This window comes from Pseudomonas sp. GW822-FHT03F04 (genome assembly GCF_058801405.1).
This window is the reverse complement of sequence record NZ_JBXANF010000007.1, coordinates 297,578-314,416: the sequence shown is the minus strand read 5'-3', so window position 1 is coordinate 314,416 and position 16,839 is coordinate 297,578. Positions and strand designations below refer to the sequence as shown.

The following is a 16,839-nucleotide window of genomic DNA, read 5'->3' as shown; positions in this document are numbered from 1 at the left end:
GTCAGCCCCACCCTTTCATGAAATCAATGAACGCCCGCACCTTCAGCGGCAGGTGCCGGGTGTCCGGGTACAACGCATAAACCCCTTGCTGGGCGAAACGGTAATCCGGCAACAGACGCTGTAATCGCCCGGCGTCGAGGTCTTCCTGAATCAACCATTGCGGCAGAATCGCCACGCCTTGCCCGGTCAGCGCAAAGGCACGCAGGGTCGCCGAGTTGTCGGCAACAATGGCTGTGGTTCCCGGTTTCGGCTGGTAGAGATGCTCGGTGCCGGCCGGGTCGGTGACCGTCATTTCCGGCACTCGCCCATGTCCCAGTGTCGGCATCGACTCCAGCACCGCCAAGGTGTTTACCGGAGTAAAACCCTCGACCAGCCCCGGCGCCGCCACGGCAAACACCTCGAACGTCGACAACTGCACCGCGCGCAGATTGGAGTCGTGCATGCGGCCCAGGCGGATCGCCATGTCAAAGCGTTCGGAGATCAGATCGGCATGGGTCGAAGACGTGGACAGGTGGATATTCAGTTGCGGCTGCTGTTGTCGAAACACTTCCAGCGCCGGCACCACCTGAGCCAGGGCAAACTCCACGGTCGTGGTGATGCGCAACGTGCCCTTGAGCTGCGAGTGCTCCGAACGTGCTTCCTCGATCGCCAACCGCGCTTCGTCCAGGGTGCGCAGACAGCGTCGGTAAAAACGTTCGCCAGCATCGGTCAAAGCCAATTGCCGGGTGTTGCGAGTGAGCAAGGTGACGCCCAACTCTTCCTCAAGACGTTTGAGGTTGAAGCTCACCACCGCACGCGTCTGTCCCAGCGTATCGGCGGCCGCGGTCAGAGAGCCGGCCTCGACCACAGCTTTGAAAGTATCGAATCGATCCAGGCTGACCATATTCGCTGCGCCCACTGTCAAAATAATTTTGACAAACTAGCAGCCAAACCAGCGTATTTCTATCGCCACAAGCGCCCTACCCTGCACGCCTCATCACAGGGAAGCTGCCATGGCCTATCGCTCGAAAGTCGCGCTGGTGTATCTGTTGGGGTTCGCCCTCGACCTGCTGAACATGTTCGCCGCGAGCATCGCCTACCCGGACATCGCCGCGCAGTTGCACGCCTCGGTGACGCAACTGGCGTGGATCACCAATGCCTACATGCTCGGACTGACGCTGATCATTCCGATGAGCGTTTGGCTGGCGGCAAAGGTTGGCGAGCGGCGGCTGATCCTTGGTTCGTTGCTGGTGTTCGGGATCGCCTCCGGGCTCATCGCTCAGGCCAGTTCGATTGAAAGCCTGATCGGCTGGCGACTGCTGCAAGGGCTGGGTGGCGGATTGTTGCTGCCGGTCGGTCAGGCGCTGGCCTATCGAGAGTTTCCAGCGACTCAGCGCGCGCACTTCACGGGTGTGGTTTTGCTGGTGGCGCTAATGGTGCCGGCCCTGTCGCCGGCGGCGGGCGGTTTGATCGTTGAAGCGTTGTCGTGGCGCTGGATTTTCTACCTGAACATGCCGGTGGCGCTTTTTGCTTTCGGTCTGGGCCTGCTCTGGTTGAAAGCGAATCAGCCAACGAGCGAACGCCCGACACTGGACGCATGTGGCCTGCTGCTGGCGGTGTCGGCCCTGAGTCTGTTGTTGATTGCCGTCAGCCTGGCGAGTGAACCCGAAACCCGTCACCTCGCAGGCGGTGTGTTGTTGCTCAGCGCCGTGACCCTGTGGATCTACCTGCGCGATGGCTGGGGCAAACCGGGTGCAGTCCTGGATCTGCAACTGACCAGAAACCCGTCCCTGCGCCTGGCAATGCTGATCTACCTGTTTGTGCCCGGCATCTTCACCGGCACCAACATGATTGCCGTGTTGTACCTGCATGACCTCGGTTTCGGCGCAGCACACACCGGGGCGCTGATGCTGTCCTGGGCGGCCGCCTCGGGCGTGGCGATCATGCTTGGCAAACGCCGTTTCAACCGGATCGGTCCCAAACCATTGCTGATCGCCGGCATGCTGTTGCAATGCCTTGGCATCGTCGTGCTGATGCAGCTCGACCAGCCCGCAAGCGTCCCGTTGATCCTCGCTTACGCCTTGATGGGGCTGGGCGGCAGTCTGTGCAGCGTCACCGCGCAGACCCTGGCATTTGTCGGCATCACGCCAGAGAAAATGGGCCACTCCAGCGCCTTGTGGAACATCAACCGGCAACTCGGCTTCTGCCTCGGTGCGGCACTGCTCAGTTCATTGCTGGGCGCGTTGGGCGCCAACGGTTTCAAATACTGCTTTCTCGCCGCCGCGTTGCTGACGCTGTTGCCGATGGCCGCCGTGCTGCGTTTCGACTCGACAAAAGTACTCGCTCTGCTGAGCTCACCTGCCCTTCAGGAACAATCCACATGACTGACTACACCGACTACTTTGACGAAGTGATCCAGGCTCACGAGGCCATCGAACGATGGTTTGCGGTGGAGGAAGAAGAAGCTGCGCTGGAACGATTGCTGACGCGTTTTTCGCCACGGTTCTCCATGGTGACGCCGTTGGGGCGTGTGCTGGACTTCGAGGCGTTACGTGCGCTGTTTCAAATGGCAGGCGGGAAGAAGAGCGGGTTCAGGATCGAGCTCGGCGAGCTTCAAGGGATTGCCTTGCATGAACGCGGTGCGACGGTGAGTTATCGCGAACAGCAGACCGATGCGAGCGGGTTGCACACGGATCGGCGTTCAACCGTGGTGTTTGAAAAAACCGAATCCGGGCGGGTGATCTGGCGGCATCTGCACGAGACGTTTTGCCAGAGCTGACAACGAGCCTATCCGGCGAGGGAGCATCCTCCCTCGCCACAAGGGTTACTCGACAGCGTCCTGCTTCACCACCACGGTGCAGGTAATCCCCGCCGCCAGCAGCACACCCTCCGGCACTTCATCGATATGAATCCGCACCGGCACTCGCTGGGCCAGGCGCACCCAGTTGAAGGTCGGGTTCACATCGGCGATCAGCTCGCGGCTTTCCGGGTTGTCACGGTCGTAGATGCCGCGGGAAATGCTCTCCACATGGCCCTTGAGGACTTCGCCGCTCATCAGTTGCATGTCGGCTTTGTCACCGACGCGCACGTGGGGCAGCTTGGTTTCTTCGAAGAAGCCGTAGACCCAGAACGAGTTCATGTCGACCACGGCCATTTTCGCTTCGCCGATCCGGGCGTAATCGCCACGATGCACGTTGAGGTTGGTCACGTAACCGTCCACCGCCGCCCGCACTTCGGTGCGTTTGAGGTTGAGTTCGGCGGCTTCCAGTTGCGCCTGGGCCTGTTGGTAATCGGCCAGTGCCGAGTCGGCGATGTTGCTGGCGTCGTCGCGGTTTTCCTTGGAAATCACCAAGGCGTCCATATCGGCGCGGCGGTGGGCGTTGACCCTGCGCATCTCCCACGTGGCCTTGCGCGAAGCCACCAGCGACTGCGCCTGCTTCACCGCCAGGCGGTAGTGCTCGGGGTCGATCTGCATCAGCAGATCACCCTTCTTCACCAATTGGTTGTCGCGCACTGGCACGTCGACCACTTCACCGGTGACGTCGGCAGCGACGTTGATGATATCGGCGCGCACCCGACCGTCGCGGGTCCACGGGGTGTTCATGTAGTGCTCCCACAACGTGCGGCCGATCCACAGCGCCAGGGCCAGCACCAGCAGGGTCGCGAGCAGGCTGAAAAACTTTTTCATCGGGACAATTCTCAGACTCAACGGTAGACAGTCAGCGCCATCGCGCCGAACAGACAGGTAAACAGGCTCAGGCGCAGCAGCGCCGGGTGCCAGAAGAAACGGTAAAGATCGAACCCCGACAGGAACCGGTCCAGCGCCCAGGCCAGTGCTGCGGCGACAAAAAACATCAGGGTCATGGTCGGCATGTACACGCCGTGGAAGGCGATTTCACGAGGCATGGGCAAGTCCTTCGGGCTTGGCGATGGCGTAGGCAGCGAGTGGCGATTGCGGGTCGAGCAGCGAGGTGCGGATGAAGTGCAGGTAGCTTTTCACCCGACGCAGCGCCGAGGTATCGAAGTGCGGCGCGAACGGCTCATCGGTGGCGGCGACACGGCTGATCGCATGATCGACCGCGACCAATGCGCGTTCCAGATTGCTCGAATTCGGCTGCAGGAACAGCCGCACCAGCGAACGCCCCATGACCCGGATAGCCTGACGCCACGGCTGGGATTCGGCATACGCCGGGTGCACCGGCAGGATCGCCTGCTCCTTGCGCAACTCGATGATCGCGTGGCCGACTTCCAGCACCACGAACATCCAGCGCAGCAGGTTTTTCTGCACCAGTGGCTGACCGGCCGCCAGACCGTAAGCCTGATGCATCAAGTCGCGGGTTCGGCTTTCGAAACTCGACGCCAGGCCCTTGAGTTTGCCGCTGATCGCGTACACCACTTGCCCGCGCAGGTCCTGCTCCAGGCGTCGCCACAACCAGCGACTGTTCGGCGGCAGAATGATCGCGCCCGCTGCCGCGCAGACCAGCATGCCCATGACCATGGCGATGTAGTCGTTGATGAAGGTGTAGGGGTTGTAGATCGTCAGGTTGTCCGGCACGGAACCGGTGCTGAAAAAGATCAGCAGACCGAGGCCGACGCCGGCGTATTGCGGCCGCGATGCGAGGAACGAGCCGAGCACGATCACCGGCGCGAGCATCACGCACAGCAGCGGAAAACCGTCGATCCACGGGAAGATGAAAAACATCTCGACGAAGCCGATCAACGCCCCGAGGAACGTGCCGCACGCCATCTGGAACGCCATGCGTTTCGGGTTCGGTGTCGCCGCCGACAAGCCCACGGTGGCAGCGGCAATCAGGGTCATGGTCGCACCGCTCGGCCACGCCGTGGCGACCCAGTAACTGCCGAGCACGACCAGGATGAACGTGGCACGAATCCCCGAAGCCGCCGCCGCCCACCAACTGGTTTGCGGGGTAAACGGCTCGTCCCAGCGCTCACGTTCGTGGCTGTGATCGGCCAGCGAGGCGTGGGTCTGTGCATAACTGTGCAGGTCATCGACGAAGCGATAGAGCAGCTCATACGCGGTGTGGAAATCCAGTTGCTCGGCGTCGCTCGGCTCGCTCTCCTGGAAGATCGCCCGCAGGCTGCGCACCCGCGCCGGCAAGCCTTCCTTGTACGCCGTCAGCGCCGGCACCAGACGCGCCGCATCCGGGCTGGTCAGGGCGCGGCCGCTGAAGCCGTCGAGCACTTCGGCCAGATCTTGCAGGCCCGGTTTGATCGCCGCTTCCACATGATCGGCGCCGTTGCGGCGCAGGCGTTCAAGCAACTGGTGCAAGGCGTTGAAACGGGTGGTGATGCCCATGAACTCGCTGTTCAGGCGACTGAGCCGACCGTTGCGTCGCCGCATGTGCGGGTCTTCGAACACGGTCACGCTGCGCAGCCCTTCCAGCCCCACCGCTTCGGCGATGAAACGCACGTTGCTGGCCTCGAACGACTCCGGTTTGCTGCGCCCGCGCAGGCCATCGGTGACGAACAGGGCGAACACACCGAAGCGCTGATACAGGGCGTTGCGCATCGCGGCGCTGGCGGTTTGCGGCAGGATCGCGGCGCTGACCAGCGTCGAGCAGAGAATCCCCAGCGAGATTTCCAGCACCCGCCACACCGCCGCCATGAACGCGCCATCGGGATGGGCGAGCGCCGGCAGGCCGACCATCGCGGCGGTGTAGCCGGCCAGCACAAAACCGTAGGCGCGGAAGTTGCGGCAACGGGCGGCGCCGGCCGAGCAGATGCCGACCCAGATCGCCAGCGAACCGAGGAACAGTTCGGTGTTCTGGGCGAACAGTGAAATCAGCGTGACCATCATCGCCGACCCGGCCAGGGTGCCGAGGAAGCGATAGAAACTCTTGGCGAACACCTGACCGCTCTGCGGCTGCATGACGATGAACACGGTGATCATCGCCGTGCGCGGTTGCGGCAGTTCCAGGCGCATCGCCAGCCACAGAGTCAGGAATGCGGCGATCAACACCTTGAAGATGTAGACCCAGGTCACGCCGTCGCTACGTGCCCAGTCGAAGAAACCCCGGCGCCATTCCAGGGAGTAGAGCCAGCGCAAAGGTGCGGGCAAGGGAGTCATTGAATCTTGCTCAGTGGTCGAGGGCTTGAAGAAGGGCCGGGGTTTTCGGTGCGGCGGTCTGCTCGGCGGTCGGTACGTCTTTACCCGCGCCAAGACCACCACCCAATGCTGTCACCAGTTCCGCGTGGGCACTCAACCGCGCCGCCTGCACCTGCTGCTGAACCTGTTGCTGTTTGAACAACAAGGTCTGGGCGTTGAGTACGTTGAGGTAATCGGTGAGCCCGCGCTGATAGGCAATCATCGCGATGTCGTAGGTCTTCTGCGCCGTGGCCACCGATTCGGCGGCGAACGTCTGCTGTTTGTCCATCGACTCGCGGCGGATCAACTGGTCGGAGATGTTCTTCAGCGCATTGACCAGGGTCTGGTTGTAATGCGCGATGGCGATGTCATAACCCGCCGAGGCTTCACCGAGTTCAGCGCGCAGTCGCCCGCCGTCGAAGATCGGCAGCGAAATCGCCGGCCCGACGTTGTAGTTGAGCTTCTTGCCGGTCAGGAACTCCAGCGCCCCGCCGCCGGTGGCCATGTAGCCGAGGCTGCCGACCAGATCGACGTTGGGGTAGAACCCGGCATGCGCGACATCGATCCCGCGCGCCTGCGCCGCCACTTGCCAGCGACTGGCGACGACGTCCGGACGCTGACCGAGCAATTCGGCGGGCAATGCCGACGGCAACTTCAGCGCCGCGCCGAGGGACAGGGTCGGACGCTGCAATTGCGCGCCGGCGCCTGGGCCTTTGCCGGCCAGTGCAGCGATCTGGTTGCGGCTCAGGGCGATTTCTTCGTCCAGCGCATCCAGTTGCCGATGGGTTTCCGGCAGCGGCGTTTCGGCCTGGCTGACTTCGAAGTGCGTGCCGATCCCGCCGTTCAGGCGCTTCTGCGCCAGCTCGAGAATCTGCTGTTGCTGCTTGAGCGTCGCCGCGACGATGTCGCGCTGGGCGTAATGCAGCGAGAGCTCGATGTAGGCGCGCACGATGTTGTTCTGCAACTCGAGCTGCGCCTGCCGCGCCTCGGCAGCGCTCATGTGCGCCAGATCGACGGCCCGCTCGGTGCTGTTGCTTTCACGGCCCCAGAGGTCGAGGGCGTAACTGAAACCCAGCGCGGCGTTGTTGTCCCAGGTGGTGCTGTTGGCCAGTTCACCGGGGCCGTAGAACTGGTCGGTCGGCCAGTTGTGACGCTTGAGGGTCGACTCGCCATTGATCTGCAACGACTCGGCGGCTTCGGCAGCGCCGGCCATCGACCTGGCCTGACGCACTCGCGCGGCGGCCATGGCCAGGGTCGGGCTGCCTTGCACGGCCAGGTCGATCCAGCGATTGAGTTGCGGGTCACCGTAGGCTTGCCACCATTGGGCGGTGGGCCAGTTTGCGTCACGGGCGGCGTGGGCGATGGCGTCGTCGGTGGCCAGTTCATTGGCCTCCAGTGCCTTGCCTTGCGGGGCAATGCCTCCGGTTCCGATGCAGCCGCTGAGACCTAACGTAAAAGCCAGAACACTGAGCGGCAAAAGCGCTCTGTTGATGCGACGCGGCACTGCTGCGAATTCCTGAGGTGGGGGATGTTTCGAGGTGGGCGCAATTCTAGGGGGGCGCCCTTACGGCGATAAGCTGGGATTCCTGTGAATCTTTGTTACCGTTAACGAGATAATCCCTTGGTCGGGGGTCTCAGCCCCTGAAACTTCGTGTCACAATTTGCCATCTCCCTTGAGAGCACCCCATGGACACTTTGCAAAACATGCGCGCCTTCAGTTGTGTGGCCGAAGCGGGCAGCTTCACCGCCGCCGCCGTGCAACTCGACACCACCACCGCCAACGTCTCGCGCGCGGTCTCCAACCTTGAGGCCCATCTGCAAACCCGCCTGCTCAACCGCACGACCCGGCGCATCGCGCTCACAGAAGCCGGTAAACGCTACCTGCTGCGCTGCGAGCAGATCCTCGCCTACGTCGAAGAGGCCGAAGCCGAAGCCAGCGAAGCCCACGCCCGCCCGGCCGGACAACTGAAAGTGCACACCATGACCGGTATCGGCCAGCACTTCGTGATCGACGCCATCGCCCGCTATCGCAAGACCCACCCGGACGTGACCTTCGACCTGACCATGGCCAACCGCGTGCCGGACCTGCTCGACGAAGGCTATGACGTGTCCATCGTCCTCGCCCGCGAACTGCCGGATTCGGGTTTCGTCTCGCAACGCCTGGGCATCACCTACAGCATCGTCTGCGCCTCCCCGGCCTACGTGAAAGCCAACGGCTGCGCACAAAAACCCAGCGACCTGCTGAACCACGCCTGCCTGCGCCTGGTGAGCCCGGTGATCCCCCTGGAAAAATGGGCCTTTGACGGCCCGGAAGGCCAGGAAATGGTCACCATCAACAGCTCGCCCTTTCTGGTGAACTCCGCCGACGCGATGAAAACCGCGATCACCAGTGGGATGGGTGTCGGTGTATTGCCGGTGTATGCCGCGATCGAAGGCTTGCGCAACGGCTCACTGGTGCGGGTAATGCCGAACTACCGCTCGCAGGAACTGAACCTGTATGCGATCTACCCGTCACGGCAGTATCTGGATGCGAAGATCAAGACTTGGGTCGAGTACCTGCGTGGGTCGTTGCCGGAGATATTGGCGGGGCATCAGGCGGAGTTGGCCGCTTATGAGATGAGCGGGAGTCTGGCGGGGGCGCGGGTGGCGAATTAAACACAATGAGCGTTAGCTCGAGTACCGCTTTTGACGTGCCGGCCCCATCGGCAGGCTGAGTGGAGGGATTCATCCGGGGGTGGGCGCGCAGCGCCGTGCGGCGCAGCCGCATGCATCGAGAGGAGGTGCAGCGAAGCAAACCGTAGGCGATGCCCCCGGATGAATCCCGGAACGAAGGAACACCGAGCCAAAGCGAGGTGCCGAACGCCGAGGCCAAGCCTTTTGCTTACTTTTCGGCGTTTGGAAAAGTGAGCCGCTGTAAGAGCGGAACCGCCAGCGGCAGCACCCGCAGAAACGGATATTCACACAAAACAACCCAAAACCTGGTCGGCCCAGAGGCCGCCAAGACAACCCCAAACAGAAAATGTTAGCTTGCTTGGCAATCACATCAGCCGCCCAGCCGAGCCCAAGCCAATGAAAAAAACAGTTTTGGCCTTCAGCCGCATCACCCCACCCATGATCGAACGCCTGCAACAGGACTTCGACGTCATCGTCCCCAACCCGAAAAACGGTGACATCAACGCCCAGTTCAACGAAGCCCTGCCCCACGCCCACGGTCTGATCGGCGTAGGCCGCAAACTCGGCAAGGCCCAACTGGAAAACGCCGCGAAACTCGAAGTGGTCTCCAGCGTCTCCGTCGGCTACGACAACTACGACCTCGCCTACTTCAACGAACGCGGGATCATGCTCACCAACACCCCGGACGTCCTGACCGAAAGCACCGCTGACCTGGCCTTCGCCCTGATCATGAGCAGCGCCCGCCGCGTCGCCGAACTGGACGCCTGGACCAAGGCCGGCCAGTGGCAGGCCAGCGTCGGCGCACCACTGTTCGGTTGCGACGTACACGGCAAGACCCTGGGCATCGTCGGCATGGGCAACATCGGCGCCGCCGTTGCCCGTCGCGGACGTTTCGGTTTCAACATGCCGATCCTCTACAGCGGCAACAGCCGCAAGACCGAACTGGAGCAGGAGCTCGGCGCGCAGTTCCGCAGCCTTGACCAACTGCTGGCCGAAGCCGATTTCGTTTGCCTGGTGGTACCGCTCAGCGACAAGACCCGCCACCTGATCAGTCATCGCGAACTGGCGCTGATGAAGCCGGACGCGATTCTGGTGAATATCTCCCGCGGTCCGGTGGTCGACGAACCGGCACTGATCGAGGCCTTGCAGAACAACCGCATTCGCGGCGCCGGCCTCGACGTTTACGAAAAGGAACCGCTGGCGGAATCGCCGCTGTTCCAGCTGAAAAACGCGGTCACCCTGCCGCACATCGGCTCGGCCACGAATGAAACCCGTGAAGCCATGGCCAACCGCGCACTGGCCAATCTGCGCAGCGCCCTGCTCGGTGAACGGCCTCGGGATCTGGTGAATCCGCAAGTCTGGAAGAACTGATGACTCGGGGCTGGAACATCGTTTTCCAGCCCCGCCTGTTTCAACCTGTTTTTAAAAGGGCCTGGTGTTGTTCACAGCCCTTTAAACTACACAACTTGAAAACGACTCCCCACCCAACTTCATTCCACTCTCTATAGAATCCCGTGAACCATCTGCCAACGGACAGATACAATTCATGGAGAGCTAACAAATGACAAACCTTACAACTTCACAACTTATCAGAAGAAGTAAAGTCGCAATCGTTTTCATGGTAGGAATACTGGGTGTTCTGATTGTTTTCAGCAATGCCACCGATTACAACTCAAACTACGTGTACCTTGGCCACATCCTGAGCATGGATACGACAGGCAGCCATTTGATGTACCGCTCGATCAACTCGGAAATGATGCATCACCGGATCTACTGGATGATCATGACACTGGAGACCATATTTACTTCAGCCTGCCTGCTGGGAGGTTATCAACTCGCAAAGAATATAAACGCGTCAGACGAGCAGTTTCATGAAGCCAAGAAATATGCCGTGCTGGGGTTTCTCGTGGCGCTGTTCATTTATTACTTCTGCCTGCAAGTCATTGGTAATGAATGGTTCGACATGGATCAATCAAAAGACTGGAATGCCATGAAGTGGGCACAAAGTATTGTCGACTTCCTGTTACCGGCACTTATATTCCTGGTCATGAAAGTCGACAGTTGAACATTTAGTATTCAATGTGCAGGTTTGGCGACCATTGCAATGTCGGGTTTTGGTTTGCGAAACACCAGCACATTGCCCAGCATCACCAGCACCAACCCCGCCAACGCCGGCGCCGTCCATTGATAACCTTCGGCAAACGCCGAAACGTTCAACGCCACCACCGGGAACAGCACCGTGCAATACGCTGCGCGTTCCGGGCCCATGCGACCGACCAGGGTCAGGTACGCAGTGAAACCGATGACCGAACCGGGGATCACCAGGTACAACAGCGCACCGATATAGCGCGACGTCCATTCCATCTCGAACGGGATGCCTTTGACCAGGCACCACACCGACAGCATCGCCGCGCCGTAGGCCATGCCCCACGCGTTGGTGGTCAGAGGTTTGAGGCCGGCCTTCTGTTGCAGGCTCGACAACATGTTGCCCGCCGAGAAACACAAGGTGCCGCAGAGTGCCAGGCCAAGGCCGAGCAGCGTTTGCGGACTGGCGTGGTGCCCGGCCAGCTCCGGCCAGAACAACAGGCCCAGACCGCCCAGCCCCAGCGCCCCGCCCATCAGCACATTGCGCGCGATGCGCTGGCCGAAGAACACCCGCGCATTCAGCGCGTTCCACAACGTTGCGGTAGAAAACACCACCGCCACCAGACCGCTGGGAATCCACTGGCTGGCGGTCAGGAAACACATGAAGTTGACGCAGAACAGGCACAAGCCCTGCGCCACGCAGATCAGATGCCCGCGCCGGTTCATCGGTTGCAGACGACGGCTGAGCAGCAACAGCGCAAACAACACCAGCGCCGCGAGACCGAAGCGATAGACGATCGACACCGGAATCGCCACCACGCCCAGTTGCCACTTCAGGGCAATCCAGGTGGTGCCCCAGATCAGCACGGTCAACAAATACAACGACAGGTTCATGGCAGACACTCCTCGATTGGGTTTCAGTGTCCGCCCGTCCCCTCTGCCCGCGCTTGCATAAACTTGCGCTTTTGTCGGACCGCAGGCTGGCAGCGCGAAATCTACGGAGTAGGATGCAAGGCGTTGAAGAGAACCGATCATGGCCGCCATCGATACCCTGCAAGTCTTCCAAGCCCTCAACAATTCGCCCAATGCACGCCTTGTGCACAGCGCCGAGTTGGGTGACGGCCTGTCCGCTGCCTTGTGGACCAACCACCACGACGCCCAGGAATACGAAGCGCCTAGCCATCACACCCTCTCCTGCTACATCGCCGGCGGCACCGGCACTTTTCGCCGTGGCGAACCCGGCCACAAGGGCGGCCCGGACAAGCTGTGCATCCTGCCGGCCGACCACGAATCGGGTTGGGTGATCAATGGCGATATTCGTCTGGCCCACCTGTATTTCAGCGCCGAACAATTTGCCCTGGGTTGCGTCACCCTGCTGGATCGCGAGCCCCGGGAAATGCAGTTGCGCGAACAGACTTTTCTCGAAGATCCGCAACAGGCCCGACGGTTTCGCCAGTTACTCACCTTGAATTGGGACGAGCCTGCCGAGCGCTTGCTGACCAGCAGCCTGGCCCACGAATTGATCAGCCATACCCTGTTGAGCCAGGTCGGCGTGCGTCAGGGTTTGCGTCTGAAAGGTGGGTTGGCGCCGCACCAGCGCCGGCAACTGGTGGAGTTCATCGACAGTCAATTGGCCGAGCCGATCAGCCTCGGGCAACTGGCCGGGTTGTGTGCGTTGTCGGAATACCACTTTGCGCGGATGTTCCGGGTGAGCTTCGGCTTGCCACCGCATCAGTATGTGCTTGCGCGGCGTTTGAGCCGGGCGCGGGAGTTGTTGCGAGGGACGGTTTTGCCGTTGGGGGAGATTGCCCTGGCGTGTGGATTTGCCAGTGCCAGCCACTTCACCAACCGCTTTCGCCAGGTGCTGGGTGGAACGCCCGGCGAGTATCGCCAGGCGTTTTTGCGCTGATCAGAACTCCAGCGTGCTCGACAACGAAATCTGCCGCGAATCGCCCATCGACACGAAGAACCGGCTGGCCGCCGAGGTGTAGTAGGTGCGGTCGAACAGGTTCTTCACGTTGAGCTGGAACTTGACCTTCTGCCCTTCGACTTTGGTGTCGTACGTGGCGAACGCATCGGCCACGGTGTAGCTCGGCAACTCGAAATCATTCACCGCGTTACCCGCTCGCTCACCGACATACCGCGCACCGGCACCGACGCGCAGTTGATCGCCGCCGATCACGCTGCCGAAGTCGTAGACCGCCGACAACGAGCCGGTGTTCTTCGCCACGTTTTGCAGCTTGTTGCCTTTGTAGTCGGGATCTTCCGTAACCTCGGCGTCGGTGTAGGCGTAGCTGCCGATCATGCTCCAGCGATCACTGAGCTGGCCGGTCAGGTCCATTTCCAGGCCACGGGAACGCACTTCACCGGCGGCGCTGTAGATCGTGGTCGGGCCTTCGGCGTTGGCCACCAGCACGTTGCGTTTCTTGATGTCGAACAAAGCGATGTTGCCGGTGACACGCCCCGGAATGTCGAGGCGTGCGCCCAGTTCCCAGGACTTGGCTTCTTCCGGCGCGATGCTGCCGTCGAGCACGGTGCTGCTGCCGCTCAGCGGAGCAATGGTCGAGTTCGGTTTGAACGACTCGGTGTAGCTGCCGTAGAACGACAACGCGTCGGTGTAGCGATACACCAGGCCTGCACGCGGCACCCACTTCTGGCCGTTATTGTCGGTGTTGGCCTTGAACGGCACGCCTTTGCCGGCGTACTGGTCGTACTCCTGGAAGCGCCCGCCGGCCACCAGAATCCACTGGTCGTTGAGGTGAATCGAGTCCTGCAGGAACACCGAGTCACTGCGCAGCAGATCGGTCTGCGCACTGTCCGCCGGGCTGACGGTGGTGCCGGCGACTTCGCGGCCGTAGACCGGATTGACGTAGCTGAAGGTGCTCAGGCTTTTCTGACGGATCAGGTCGGCGCGGTAGATCTTGCGGTACTCGTCATCGACGCCGAACACCAGGTCATGCTGCATGCCCAGTACGTTGACCTTGCCTTCGAGGCTGGCGGTGGTGAAACGGTCAGTGCTGATCGCGCCCTGGGTGCCGTCCATGCTGCGGGTCAGGGTGCCTTTCTTGGTGTCGATCGCAGTCACGCGGACCTGGCTGGCGTCGTAGGTTTCGCGGTTCCAGCTGTAGCCGAAATGGGCTTTCCAGTCGTCGTTGAGTTCGTGGTCGGCCTCGAAGTGATAGAGGTCCGAGCGCCCTTCCATGTCGTTGAATTTCTCGTCGAGACGCTCGTTGCGCGAGATGTCCAGCGGATGGTTGGTGCGTGGATCGATCAGCGTGCCACGGTCGAACGGCGTCAGGAATTCCCGATGCTCATAGGCAAACAACAGCTTGGTGCGCTCGCCGTACCAGGCCAGCGACGGCGCGATCAGGCTTTCACGGTGGGTACCGAAATTGCGCCAGTAATCTTCGTCTTCGTGATCGAGCACCATGCGATAGGCCAGTCCGGAATCACCCAACGCACCGGTGCTGTCGAACGAGCCGCCGCTGCCGTTCTTGCCATCGCCGTAGGTGGAACCGCGCAGGGTCAGGGCGTTGTACTGGGTCAGTTCGGGTTTCTTGCTGACCATGTTGACCACGCCGCCCGGGTCCTGAATCCCGTACAACAGCGAGGCCGGGCCCTTGAGCACTTCGACGCGATCCACGGTCGCGTTCATGCCACGGCCCTGCACCACCGGCATGCCGTCGCGCATGATCGAACCATTGCGGTTGTCGCCGAAGCCACGGGTCATCACCGAATCCTGGGTGCTGCCTAAAGTATTGCCCTGGGTGATGCCGCTGACGTTGGCCAGCGCATCATCGAGGTTGCGCGGTGCCTGATCGCGAATGACCTGGGCCGGGATCACGTTGACGGTCTGCGGAATTTCCTGGAGCGAGGCCGAGGAACGCATCACCGAACTGGTTTCCGGTGGCTGGTAACTCATCGGTTGATCCATAACCGAGGTGATGTTGGTCGCACCGAGGTTCAACGCACCTGCGGTCGGTTGCGGTTCGAGTGCCAGGGTATGGCTGTCGGTGCGGCGGAAGGTCAGGCCGGATCCGGTGAGCAGACGTTGCAACGCCTGTTCCGCGCTCATCTGCCCGTTGACCGCTGGGGCGTCGAGGCCGTACGGCGCTTCAACGGTGTAGACCACGCTCTGGCCGGTCACGCGACTGAAGTCGCTCAAGGCTTGCGGCAGCGGTTTGGCGGCCAGGGAAAAACTGAACTGTTTCTGTGGCTGGCTGCTGTTGCTTTCGGCGGCCTGCGCCACGCTCATCGGCAACAACGCCAACGCCGCAAAACTCAGCGCCGAGGCACCGAACCACTGTTTGACCGAACCCGATTTTGCCCTGGACTTCATTGCTCATGACCTGTGTAGAACCGCAACGGATGCGAATGACTCGCAGTTTCAGTCACTACACGGATGGCGTCGGGATTTACCTCACCACAAATTTGAAAATATTTTCAGCGCAGGATAATCAGCTTGCCCAGCACCTGATGCTGCTCGAATCCCAGAACCCCCTGCAGCGAATTCAGCACGGCTTGCGGATCCTTGCTCGGAAAGCTTCCGCTGACCTTGCGCGCGCCGAGTTCATCATTGAGCAACATGATCCGTCCCGGGTAATAACGCCGCAGATCCTGCACCACATCCGCCAGTGTCGACTTGTAGTAAGTCAGCCAGCCCTGACGCCAGGCCAGTTGCGCTTCGCTGTCCACGGCGTGCAGTTTTTGCGCGGTCCCTTCGCCATACGCCACTTGCTGGCCGGCGGTGAGAATCTGCTGTTCGGTATCCCGCCCCGCCGTCACGCCAACGCGCCCGGACAACACGGTGACTTGTGCGCCATGCGGTTGCAGGCGCACTTCGAACTGCGTGCCGAGCACCCGCGCCTGGCCCTTTTCAGCCTCTACCACGAACGGCTCGCCGGTGTGGGTCACGCTGAAAAACCCGGCGCCTCGACGTACCTGAACATGCCGCTCGCCATGACTGAAATCCACGGCGATGGCGCTGTCGGCATCCAGCGTGACCTGGGATTGGTCGGCCAAAGTCACGGTGCGGATTTCACCGGGGGCCGAAACATAATCAGCACCCAGATCATCGACCCAGCGCTGCGGCTGCCAACCGGTGCCGAGGCTGATCATCAACAACAGACAGGCCGCCATTGCCAGCGCTCCGGCCCAACGTCGAATCTGCGGACGGCGCGGCCGGTCCATCGCATTCAGATAGCCCTGCAAGGCGAACGACTCTTCATCCGCCAGAGTGCGGGCCGGCCCTTCGCTCAATTCCCAGATGACTTGCGCCTGGGCGTAAGCCTCGGCGTGGGCCGGGTCGGCTCGCAGCCATTGGCTGAAGGTCAGTTGGTCACCGGTGCTGGGGCGGTCGTGCAACAGGCTCAACCAGGCAAAAGCCGCCTGCTCCTGAGCGGGCGTCGGGGTGACGCGGTCGGTGTGATTCACGGTGCTTTCCCTGGCAGGCGTGGCGCGGGTTCGCGCAGGCTGGCCTTGCAGGCCTCGAGGGCGCGCATCATATGTTTTTCCACAGCGCTTTGGGACAGGCCCATGGCTTTGGCGATCTCGGCGTACTTGCGCCCGTGGATGCGATTGAGCAAAAAGATCTGCCGCGTGCGCTCGGGCAATGCACGCAACGCCGCTTCGACGTGGCGCAGATCATTGCCTGCTTCGAGTGCGGCTTGCGGCTCGCTGGCGCTGCTGTCCGGTTCATCCGGTTGCCAGCCTTCATTGACCCGAACCCGCGTGCCTTCGCTGCGCAAATGATCGATGGCGATGTTGCCGGCACAGCGCAACAGGTAGGTGCTGAGCTCTTCGACTTGTACCAACGGCCGGCGCCAGAATCGCAGGAACAGATCCTGCACCAGGTCCGCTGCCGTCGCCCGGCAACCGACGCGACGGTTCACCAGCGCTTCCATTTGCGGGCGCTGCGAGAGGAACACCTGAAGAAAATGCGCGCGCGCGCCGCTCGGTTCGTCGTCGCGGGATTCCGGGGGATGACCGATCAGCAT

15 protein-coding genes are annotated in these 16,839 nt (G+C 61.6%); 6 read left to right on the top strand and 9 right to left on the bottom strand.

Features of this window, described 5'->3' with window-relative positions:
* Nucleotide 1 precedes the first annotated feature (1 nt).
* On the bottom strand, nt 2-883 hold the full coding sequence (locus AC1RMX_RS18700; protein ID WP_493072704.1) for a LysR family transcriptional regulator: 882 nt from the start codon (nt 881-883) through the stop codon (nt 2-4).
* A 109-nt stretch (nt 884-992) separates the two neighbouring features.
* Between AC1RMX_RS18700 and AC1RMX_RS18695 the strand changes: the two genes are divergently transcribed.
* Nucleotides 993-2,363, top strand: coding sequence for an MFS transporter (locus AC1RMX_RS18695; RefSeq protein ID WP_493072703.1), 1,371 nt, complete (start codon nt 993-995; stop codon nt 2,361-2,363).
* Nucleotides 2,360-2,758, top strand: coding sequence for a DUF4440 domain-containing protein (locus AC1RMX_RS18690; RefSeq protein ID WP_493072702.1), 399 nt, complete (start codon nt 2,360-2,362; stop codon nt 2,756-2,758). The genes AC1RMX_RS18695 and AC1RMX_RS18690 overlap by 4 nt, the downstream gene beginning before the upstream one ends.
* 45 nt (nt 2,759-2,803) lie before the next feature.
* Here AC1RMX_RS18690 and AC1RMX_RS18685 read toward each other — a convergent pair whose 3' ends face one another.
* Genes AC1RMX_RS18685 through AC1RMX_RS18670 form a run of 4 tightly spaced genes read right to left on the bottom strand, consistent with a single transcriptional unit; the run spans nt 2,804 to nt 7,589 of the window.
* The gene (locus AC1RMX_RS18685; protein ID WP_096819130.1) at nt 2,804-3,667 is read right to left on the bottom strand and encodes an efflux RND transporter periplasmic adaptor subunit; all 864 of its coding nucleotides are present in this window, start codon (nt 3,665-3,667) and stop codon (nt 2,804-2,806) included.
* A 17-nt stretch (nt 3,668-3,684) separates the two neighbouring features.
* Nucleotides 3,685-3,885: a DUF1656 domain-containing protein gene (locus AC1RMX_RS18680; protein ID WP_003221811.1), complete on the bottom strand. Its 201-nt coding sequence runs from the start codon at nt 3,883-3,885 to the stop codon at nt 3,685-3,687.
* Nucleotides 3,875-6,067 (bottom strand): FUSC family protein, encoded by a 2,193-nt coding sequence (locus AC1RMX_RS18675; RefSeq protein ID WP_493072701.1) that lies wholly within the window; start codon nt 6,065-6,067, stop codon nt 3,875-3,877. Before AC1RMX_RS18675 ends, AC1RMX_RS18680 begins: the two co-directional genes overlap by 11 nt.
* Before the next feature lie 10 nt (nt 6,068-6,077).
* Nucleotides 6,078-7,589 (bottom strand): efflux transporter outer membrane subunit, encoded by a 1,512-nt coding sequence (locus AC1RMX_RS18670; protein WP_493072700.1) that lies wholly within the window; start codon nt 7,587-7,589, stop codon nt 6,078-6,080.
* Nucleotides 7,590-7,771: 182 nt separating this feature from the next.
* Here AC1RMX_RS18670 and AC1RMX_RS18665 point away from each other — a divergent pair, with 182 nt between their 5' ends.
* The 3 genes from AC1RMX_RS18665 to AC1RMX_RS18655 all read left to right on the top strand — a co-directional run bounded on the left by AC1RMX_RS18665 (nt 7,772) and on the right by AC1RMX_RS18655 (nt 10,823).
* Entirely contained in the window at nt 7,772-8,740 is a 969-nt protein-coding gene (locus tag AC1RMX_RS18665; protein ID WP_096819124.1) for a LysR family transcriptional regulator, read from the top strand.
* A gap of 414 nt (nt 8,741-9,154) precedes the next feature.
* On the top strand, nt 9,155-10,129 hold the full coding sequence (locus tag AC1RMX_RS18660) for a 2-hydroxyacid dehydrogenase (RefSeq protein WP_096819122.1): 975 nt from the start codon (nt 9,155-9,157) through the stop codon (nt 10,127-10,129).
* A 190-nt stretch (nt 10,130-10,319) separates the two neighbouring features.
* Nucleotides 10,320-10,823 (top strand): DUF2165 family protein, encoded by a 504-nt coding sequence (locus AC1RMX_RS18655; RefSeq protein ID WP_493072699.1) that lies wholly within the window; start codon nt 10,320-10,322, stop codon nt 10,821-10,823.
* An 11-nt stretch (nt 10,824-10,834) separates the two neighbouring features.
* Here AC1RMX_RS18655 and AC1RMX_RS18650 read toward each other — a convergent pair whose 3' ends face one another.
* Nucleotides 10,835-11,737 (bottom strand): DMT family transporter, encoded by a 903-nt coding sequence (locus AC1RMX_RS18650; protein ID WP_096819118.1) that lies wholly within the window; start codon nt 11,735-11,737, stop codon nt 10,835-10,837.
* Between the two features lie 139 nt (nt 11,738-11,876).
* Here AC1RMX_RS18650 and AC1RMX_RS18645 point away from each other — a divergent pair, with 139 nt between their 5' ends.
* Nucleotides 11,877-12,752 carry an AraC family transcriptional regulator gene (locus AC1RMX_RS18645; protein WP_192559824.1) on the top strand — a complete coding sequence of 292 codons (876 nt, stop codon included), beginning with the start codon at nt 11,877-11,879 and terminating at the stop codon, nt 12,750-12,752.
* Here AC1RMX_RS18645 and AC1RMX_RS18640 read toward each other — a convergent pair whose 3' ends face one another.
* From AC1RMX_RS18640 to AC1RMX_RS18630, 3 genes are all read right to left on the bottom strand, one after another.
* Nucleotides 12,753-15,182 carry a TonB-dependent siderophore receptor gene (locus tag AC1RMX_RS18640; RefSeq protein WP_493072698.1) on the bottom strand — a complete coding sequence of 810 codons (2,430 nt, stop codon included), beginning with the start codon at nt 15,180-15,182 and terminating at the stop codon, nt 12,753-12,755. It lies immediately after the preceding gene.
* 104 nt (nt 15,183-15,286) lie between these two features.
* The gene (locus tag AC1RMX_RS18635) at nt 15,287-16,276 is read right to left on the bottom strand and encodes a FecR family protein (RefSeq protein ID WP_493072697.1); all 990 of its coding nucleotides are present in this window, start codon (nt 16,274-16,276) and stop codon (nt 15,287-15,289) included.
* Nucleotides 16,273-16,839: an RNA polymerase sigma factor gene (locus AC1RMX_RS18630; RefSeq protein ID WP_096819110.1), complete on the bottom strand. Its 567-nt coding sequence runs from the start codon at nt 16,837-16,839 to the stop codon at nt 16,273-16,275. The genes AC1RMX_RS18635 and AC1RMX_RS18630 overlap by 4 nt, the downstream gene beginning before the upstream one ends.